The organism is Acinetobacter sp. YH01005 (genome assembly GCF_013420465.1).
GTDB lineage: Bacteria > Pseudomonadota > Gammaproteobacteria > Pseudomonadales > Moraxellaceae > Acinetobacter > Acinetobacter amyesii.
The window spans coordinates 1-7821 of the sequence record NZ_VOYA01000047.1 but is presented as its reverse complement, the minus strand read 5'-3'; the positions used below and the strand labels follow the sequence as shown (position 1 = coordinate 7821).

At 49.9% G+C, this 7821-nt stretch carries 10 protein-coding genes; 4 read left to right on the top strand and 6 right to left on the bottom strand.

Going from position 1 to position 7821, the window contains the following annotated elements:
* Window positions 1-1963 (top strand): Tn3 family transposase (locus tag FTT72_RS15760; protein WP_373682959.1); only part of this gene is annotated, 1963 nt, incomplete at its 5' end.
* Window positions 1964-2103: 140 nt separating this feature from the next.
* Window positions 2104-2400, top strand: coding sequence for a hypothetical protein (locus tag FTT72_RS15755; protein WP_180178666.1), 297 nt, complete (start codon window positions 2104-2106; stop codon window positions 2398-2400).
* A 63-nt stretch (window positions 2401-2463) separates the two neighbouring features.
* On the opposite strand, the gene tetR(Y) is transcribed toward FTT72_RS15755, so the two are convergent.
* Window positions 2464-3087 (bottom strand): tetracycline resistance transcriptional repressor TetR(Y), encoded by a 624-nt coding sequence (tetR(Y), locus tag FTT72_RS15750; RefSeq protein WP_011931118.1) that lies wholly within the window; start codon window positions 3085-3087, stop codon window positions 2464-2466.
* 82 nt (window positions 3088-3169) lie between these two features.
* Here tetR(Y) and tet(Y) point away from each other — a divergent pair, with 82 nt between their 5' ends.
* Window positions 3170-4345, top strand: coding sequence for a tetracycline efflux MFS transporter Tet(Y) (gene tet(Y), locus FTT72_RS15745; protein WP_011931119.1), 1176 nt, complete (start codon window positions 3170-3172; stop codon window positions 4343-4345).
* Window positions 4346-4360: 15 nt separating this feature from the next.
* Here tet(Y) and FTT72_RS15740 read toward each other — a convergent pair whose 3' ends face one another.
* The 3 genes from FTT72_RS15740 to aph(3'')-Ib all read right to left on the bottom strand — a co-directional run bounded on the left by FTT72_RS15740 (window position 4361) and on the right by aph(3'')-Ib (window position 6434).
* On the bottom strand, window positions 4361-4627 hold the full coding sequence (locus FTT72_RS15740; RefSeq protein ID WP_052928020.1) for a hypothetical protein: 267 nt from the start codon (window positions 4625-4627) through the stop codon (window positions 4361-4363).
* Window positions 4628-4794: 167 nt separating this feature from the next.
* The gene (locus tag FTT72_RS15735) at window positions 4795-5631 is read right to left on the bottom strand and encodes an aminoglycoside O-phosphotransferase APH(6)-Id (protein ID WP_000480968.1); all 837 of its coding nucleotides are present in this window, start codon (window positions 5629-5631) and stop codon (window positions 4795-4797) included.
* A complete protein-coding gene (gene aph(3'')-Ib, locus FTT72_RS15730) occupies window positions 5631-6434 on the bottom strand; it encodes an aminoglycoside O-phosphotransferase APH(3'')-Ib (RefSeq protein ID WP_001082319.1) in 804 nt (267 codons plus the stop codon). Before aph(3'')-Ib ends, FTT72_RS15735 begins: the two co-directional genes overlap by 1 nt.
* A gap of 232 nt (window positions 6435-6666) precedes the next feature.
* Here aph(3'')-Ib and FTT72_RS15725 point away from each other — a divergent pair, with 232 nt between their 5' ends.
* Window positions 6667-6951, top strand: coding sequence for a mobilization protein (locus FTT72_RS15725; protein WP_148245845.1), 285 nt, complete (start codon window positions 6667-6669; stop codon window positions 6949-6951).
* Here FTT72_RS15725 and FTT72_RS15720 read toward each other — a convergent pair whose 3' ends face one another.
* Together FTT72_RS15720 and FTT72_RS15715 are read right to left on the bottom strand one after the other, a co-directional pair.
* Entirely contained in the window at window positions 6952-7182 is a 231-nt protein-coding gene (locus FTT72_RS15720; protein ID WP_005028396.1) for a hypothetical protein, read from the bottom strand.
* Window positions 7179-7658, bottom strand: coding sequence for a RepB family plasmid replication initiator protein (locus tag FTT72_RS15715; RefSeq protein WP_005267630.1), 480 nt, complete (start codon window positions 7656-7658; stop codon window positions 7179-7181). The genes FTT72_RS15720 and FTT72_RS15715 overlap by 4 nt, the downstream gene beginning before the upstream one ends.
* Window positions 7659-7821 lie beyond the last annotated feature (163 nt).

Here is a 7821-nt window from a genome sequence, read left to right as displayed (position 1 = left end):
AGTACCAGCGTACGGCCCACAGAATGATGTCACGCTGAAAATGCCGGCCTTTGAATGGGTTCATGTGCAGCTCCATCAGCAAAAGGGGATGATAAGTTTATCACCACCGACTATTTGCAACAGTGCCATCGCGAGTGGGTCAGGGTGGGACGGCTTAAAAACCCTTGTTGCAATGGCAACCAGGCTGACCGCCACCATGGCCGACGATCCGCTCAATCATGTGCTCGACGGTTATCACCGCTTCCGCCGATACGCTCCACGCATGTTGCGCCTGCTCGATCTGCGAGCTGCGCCCGTTGCACTGCCGCTTCTGGAAGCGGTGACGGCCCTTCGTACCGGTTTGAACGATGCCGCGATGACCAGCTTCTTGCGGCCCAGCTCGAAATGGCATCGCCACCTTCGGGCCCAGAGGGCTGGCGACGCTCGCCTATGGGAGATCGCGGTGCTGTTCCATCTGCGCGATGCGTTCCGCTCCGGAGATGTCTGGCTTACTAGGTCCCGGCGCTATGGCGATCTGAAACACGCACTCGTTCCGGCACAATCCATCGCGGAAGGCGGTCGTCTCGCTGTGCCATTGCGGCCGGAGGAATGGCTGGCAGACCGGCAAGCTCGCCTCGACATGCGGTTGCGCGAGCTTGGCCGTGCCGCTCGCGCAGGCACGATCCCGGGCGGGTCGATTGAAAACGGCGTTCTGCATATCGAGAAACTCGAAGCCGCCGCGCCGACAGGCGCCGAAGATCTGGTGCTCGATCTCTACAAGCAGATCCCGCCCACGCGCATCACCGATCTCCTGCTGGAGGTGGATGCGGCGACCGGCTTCACCGAAGCGTTCACCCATCTGCGCACAGGAGCACCCTGCGCTGACCGGATCGGGCTAATGAACGTTATCTTGGCGGAAGGGATCAACCTCGGCTTGCGCAAAATGGCGGATGCGACAAACACCCACACCTTCTGGGAATTGATCCGCATTGGACGGTGGCATGTCGAGGGCGAAGCCTATGACCGGGCGCTGGCCATGGTGGTCGAGGCACAGGCAGCGTTACCCATGGCCCGGTTCTGGGGCATGGGCACGTCGGCTTCGAGCGACGGACAGTTCTTCGTCGCTACAGAGCAAGGTGAGGCCATGAACCTGGTCAACGCGAAATATGGCAATACCCCGGGCCTGAAAGCCTATAGCCACGTCTCCGACCAATATGCGCCGTTCGCAACCCAGGTGATTCCTGCAACGGCAAGCGAAGCGCCTTACATCCTCGATGGCCTGCTGATGAACGATGCTGGACGCCATATCCGCGAGCAGTTCACCGACACGGGCGGCTTCACCGATCACGTCTTTGCCGCATGTGCCATTCTCGGCTACCGGTTCGCTCCGCGCATCCGCGACCTGCCATCCAAACGGCTCTACGCGTTCAATCCGTCGGCCGCCCCGGCGCACCTGCGAGCGTTGATCGGCGGAAAGGTCAACCAAGCCATGATCGAGCGCAATTGGCCCGACATCCTGCGCATCGCCGCCACCATTGCTGCCGGGACCGTCGCGCCAAGCCAGATTCTGCGGAAACTCGCCTCCTATCCGCGGCAGAACGAGCTCGCGACAGCCCTGCGGGAAGTCGGTCGCGTCGAGCGCACCCTGTTCATGATCGACTGGATTCTGGATGCCGAACTCCAACGGCGTGCCCAGATCGGGCTCAACAAAGGCGAAGCTCATCATGCGCTGAAGCGGGCAATCAGCTTCCACCGCCGCGGTGAAATCCGCGACCGTTCCGCCGAAGGCCAGCATTACCGCATCGCCGGCATGAATCTGCTCGCCGCCATCATCATCTTCTGGAACACCATGAAGCTCGGCGAGGTCGTTGCAAACCAGAAACGCGATGGAAAGCTGCTATCGCCCGATCTCTTGGCCCATGTTTCGCCGCTCGGATGGGAACACATCAATCTCACCGGAGAATATCGCTGGCCAAAGCCTTAGCGTAGGATTCCGCCCCCTCCCGCAAACGACCCCATTTTGTGATTTTGAATTAGATAATAATAAGTGATCGGCTTTGCTAATTGATGTTTTTGCTGTTGTCAGCTTAAAAGCTGAACAAGATTAAATAATGGAAATTTGATATGAATATGCGCATTCGTTTGATTGCAGGCGCAATCGCCGCACTCATCGTGGGCTTTGGTTTTATGGCCTATGATAAATATACAGGCCGTGAATGGGTCGTCTCACCTGATCAGATTGAAGCGGCTCAAAGCAGTGGTAAAGCGGGTGTGGAAACACGTCCGGGCACGGTTGCGGTACGTGCAATCCGCAGCGAAGATGCGGATATACTGCCATTTAAATGGCTTGGTTATGGTTTGGTTGCAGGGTTCTTTGTCGTCTATTCAACACGCAAACCAAAAGCTGCACCAAAAGCATAATCTTTAAGTTAATCATTTTAAAAGCCTCGCTTTGCGGGGCTTTTTTATGTTGCATCTGCTAAGTTATTTTGTGGCTTTCTTCATTTCCAGACCGGAAATTAAAGCATCCAATCCATATTCAAAGGCAAAATCGGCACCTTCCGCATCGAATGTATCAAAGGCATGAGATAGAAACTGTGATGGCTGTGCAGGGGCTTCTTTTGAGGCTTGTTTGCGTTCAGAACTATCTTCGAGGGCTGCTTGCTGCTCACTGACAGAGCCCGTCGTATAATGACTGACAATCACTAATGCCCGTACGGCATCGGGCTGTTCAAATCCGCTCTCACATAAAAATCTGATCTGTTTTTCCACGCGCTCATATTGCGCACTGGTTGGGCGTGTGCCCGCATGAATGCGTGCGCCATCACGATAAGAAAGCAGTGCGCTACGAAAGCTGAGTGCATTTTCTTTTAAAAAGACACGCCAGTCTTCTCCTGTCTGAGGCACGGTGCGGGTGTGATTTTTTTCTAACATGGCTTCAGATAAGGCATCAAGCAGGGCGCGCTTATTGCGAAAATGCCAATAAAGAGCAGGTTGCTGCACCTTCAGGCGCTCGGCCAATTTTCGCGTTGTTAAATTGTCAACACCGACTTCGTTGAGAAGTTCAAGTGCAGCCTGAATAACGGTCTCACGATCCAATTTGGTCATTTTATTGCATTACCTCTTGACAATTTATCGTTGATAAAGTTTATTATCGCCAACTTATCAATGATAAATAAAAGTCACATCTATGTCAAAATCACTTATAACCGCACTCATTGTTGTCGCGCTTGATGCGATTGGTTTGGGATTAATCATGCCGGTGGTTCCGGCTTTATTAAATGAATTTGTACCGGCAGAGCAAACAGCATTTCACTATGGTGTTTTTTTATCGCTTTATGCGTTTATGCAGGTCTTTTGCGCGCCCGTTTTAGGGCGGTTATCTGACCGCTATGGACGGCGGATTATTTTGCTGGTTTCATTTTTAGGTGCCACGATTGATTATAGCATAATGGCGGCAGCGCCTGTTTTATGGGTGCTTTATATCGGCCGGATTATCTCAGGTGTTACCGGAGCAACTGGTGCAATCGCGGCATCAATTATCGCTGATACAACTAAACAGGAAGAACGTGCGCGTTGGTTTGGTTTTATGGGGGCGTGTTTTGGTGCAGGTATGATTGCAGGGCCTGCTATTGGCGGTGTTCTTGGTGATATATCTGTGCATGCGCCCTTTGTGGCAGGGGCTCTTCTCAATGCAATTGCCTTTTGTTTGGTGGCTTTCTTGTTGCCCAAAACGCCGTCACAACCGCCTGAAGGACAGCCAGCCAAAATCAATTTGTTTGAAGGCTTTCGCTTCAATTTTGCAGTTCAGGGACTTGCCAGCTTTTTTGCGTTGTTTTTTCTTATGCAGCTGATTGGGCAGGCGCCCGCCGCTTTGTGGGTGATTTATGGCGAACAGCGCTTGAATTGGGATATTGGCACAGCAGGTGTGTCGCTGGCCGTTTTTGGTGCAGCACATACATTCGTACAAGCTGTTTTAACCGGCACTCTTTCAAAGCGACTGGGTGACCGCGGTGTGTTGCTGCTTGGAATGGGCGCTGATATGTGCGGGTTTTTATTGCTGGCTTTTATCACGCAAAGCTGGATGGTTCTGCCGGCAATTTTTATGCTGGCCACAGGCGGCATTGGTATGCCTGCTTTGCAGGCCATTATTTCAGGTCTTGTTTGCGATGAAAAACAAGGTGCTTTACAGGGAACTTTAACGGGGTTGACGAATATAACCTCGATTATCGGGCCGGTCGGATTTACGACGCTTTATGGCTTAACCGCGGGGCAGTGGGATGGTTGGGTTTGGCTCGTCGCAGCAAGCCTTTATCTTATTGCTATACCATTATTGCGCCAGTCAGCCAGTTTATTGCGATCTTAAAATCTTGGCGGGAGATCAAGCAATCCCGCCAATAAAACCGCTGAGTTCATCAAGACGCACCATTGCCATGCGCATGGTGCCACGGCAATTTTGAGCTTTGCAGCGTGCGCGTCGTTCAACTTCGTCCAAATATAATTGCTCGTGTCCTCGAATTGAGCTGATCATTGCCTTATTGATATAAACAAGGCGGTTACATTTCTTGCAGGTCATTTCTAATCTTTGATGGTCTGCAAGATCACTGGCTTTATAGCGGGTTTTCCAGTTTCCGGGTGGGGATGCCATTTTCATCACCAGAAGTCTTCAGGTGAGGGAATACGGACATAGCTGATTTTACCGCCCACATGGGGTCGTTTGCGGGAGAGGGCGAAATCCTACGCTAAGGCTTTGGCCAACGATATTCTCCGGTAAGATTGATGTGTTCCCAGGGGATAGGAGAAGTCGCTTGATATCTAGTATGACGTCTGTCGCACCTGCTTGATCGCGGCCGCGATAGCTAGATCGCGTTGCTCCTCTTCTCCATCCGCGTTCCAAGCTGCGGAAAGGCACCCATAAGCGTACGCCTGGTCGAGCAGGCGACGCGGATCGACGTCCAGCGCACGAGAGAATGCGTCCGCCATCTGTGCAATGCGTCTAGGATCGAGACAAAGGTCGTCTCTGTCAGCCGGATCGTAGAACATATTGGCGGCGCCAAAGCCCACTTCACCGACCAGACCGACGGGATCTATCACCAGCCAGCCGCGACTGGAGAACATGATGTTTTCATGATGCAGATCGCCATGTAGCCCACGCAGTTCCGAGGCATTGCTCATCATTTGATCGGCTATAATCGCCGCGTGGACGTAGTCAGTTTGACAACCTGCGTTTTGATCATCGCGCGCCCGCTGAAACAAAGCTGCAAAGCGATCCCGGATCGGGAGAAGGGCAGAAGGCAGGGGTTCCTCAGATGCGGCATACAGCTTCGCCATTAGTTCCGCTGCAATTTCGGTCGCCTGGTAGTCGCCGTGCTCGGCAACGATGTGAGAGAGCATTCGCTCCCCGGCATATTCGAGCAACATCAGATTGTTCTCACGACCGAGCAACCGGACTGCTCCCCTCCCATTGCGCCATACCAGATAGTCGGCCCCGCGCAGTTCATCAGCAATGTCTTCTATAGGTTTCAATCCCTTGACGATTGCAGGAGTCCCGTCTGGCAATGAAACTTTCCAAACGAGGCTGGAAAAGGTGTCCGCAATGAGAACAGGTTGCGAAACGTGCCAATGAGCAGGAAAAACAGGCGGCATGAACATCAACCCCAAGTCAGAGGGTCCAATCGCAGATAGAAGGCAAGGCGTTCGCGGTCGGGGGCTTCGATCCCCAATACATTGAATAGGACAGCGAAGGCGCGCTCTGCTTCATCTGGCGCTGCCCAGTTCTCTTCGGCGTTAGCAATCATGAGTGCCAAATCGGCATAGCGATCTGCTGTTCCGAGCCGCCCAAGGTCGATCAGACCCGTGCATTGAAGAGTTTTAGGGTCCACCATGAAGTTCGGCATGCAGGGATCACCATGGCAAACAACCATATCGGTGCGCTCTTGGTCGAGCCGCACCGGTAGCTCTCGTTCGACACGAGCCAAAAGATCGAGCTGCGGCGTACTCTTGTCCTCGTCCGGTAAGAAGTCGGGATTGACGGCATTGCGGGACACCACATCAACGGCGCGTCCGAACATTCGCGACAGCCTGCGCTCAAACGGACATTGATCAACCGATAGGCTGTGAACAGCGCCAAGTTGCTGCCCCATTGACGGCCACGCTTTGAGCAAATCCGCTCCAGACAGATCAGCCGCCGGTACTCCCGGAATTGCCGTTATCACCAAGCATGCACCCTCCTGTTCCTCCTGCCAGTTGATGACCTCGGGGCAAGCCACACCTCGACCTTTGAGCCAAATGAGGCGGTCACGCTCTCCAGCGAGCTCACCGCGGCGGGAAGCAGGTGCGATTTTCGCGAAGGCATGCCCGTCACCACGTCGAAAAACAAAATCACCAGATTCTCCGCCTCTGACAGGCAACCAGTCAGAATGCGATTCACCAAAAAAAATATTAGTTCGATTCAATGGAGGTTCCTTCAGTTTTCTGATGAAGCGCGGAGGTGGCTCATTTGTCTTTTCTCAACAACAACAAAATAATTTTATGGGGTAAAGGGGTATCCCCTTTCGGACTTCCAAACTTAATGAAATTAGTTTGGTAAAGTGCGCCATTCTGGAAAACCATTATAGCTTAGGAAGGCATTGAATCTCAATGGCAGGTATCCTATGCTTGAATGGTTTTTTAGGTATGGGAATTACAATGACAAATGAATCTTTAGAACAGAGAATTGCTAAGCAGGAAGAACGCTTAAAGCAACAGGAAGAACGCTTAAAGCAGCTTAAAGCTCAAAAGCAGGCTAAAGACGCTCGTGAAAAGGCAAAACAGAAAGAACAAAATCGAAAAAACGATACCAGACGTAAAATTTTACTGGGTTCTTACTTGCTCAAGAAAATGGAAGATGAAGCAGAGAAACAAAAAATACTCGCTGGCATCAACGAGTATTTAACAGAAGATCGGGATAGAAAATTATTTAATCTGCCATAATTAATTTTGTATTGTTTTTAGCATATTGATAGCAAAGGTTACTTTGCTTTCAATATCTTTAAGCACTGTTTTATGATCATTGAAATCATCAAAATGTTTAATCTCAACATCAATAATAGAGCTTAAATATCCAGTCAATATCTTTGCTTTTACTTCATTACTCTGATTGAAAATAACATCATTGAATTTGGCAACTTCTTCATCAAAATTAAAATTATCTAACTCAATCATGGTTTAAATCCTAGTTTTTTTAAATATGGAAGAAGCTGTGGTTGTTGGTCAGGATCTCGAAGCATTGTTTTAAGCCTTAATGCTAAATCTTTGTAGCTTTCACCCTCTCTAGCTAAATAACTTAATTCAGAAAGTTCTGATAATTGATTACCAAAACTATCAACCTGAGCATCAGACAGTTTAAGGAAGTTATTTTTCTGTTCTTCAAACATATCAATTGTGTCAGGGCATCTTAATTGCTCTTTTTCTGCATTTTTCTTCTTAAATTTTAGCTCAAGACTATGAAATTTATTGCCCTTTTTAATTAGCTCATATTTAACCGTATAAGGGGATTTTTCATTAATTTCAGTACATGCAGCATCAATCACACGCCTTTTTAAATCAGCAGCATTTGAATATAGACTTTCTAAAGAAAGTATTTTACGCAATTCTTTAAGGGGAATGTTGCAATAACCTGTCGACTTAAATTGCATCATTAATTGATATATTCGGAAGCTATAAGAGAGGTGGTCCCACTTGTTTGAACAACTAAAAGCGTATTTATAAGTGATATTCCGCTCTAGTTAAGCCACCTTGTTTTGTTGGGGTAGCTGATCATAGTAAAACTCATTTGGTGTCATTTTGTCTAGACTCGAATGA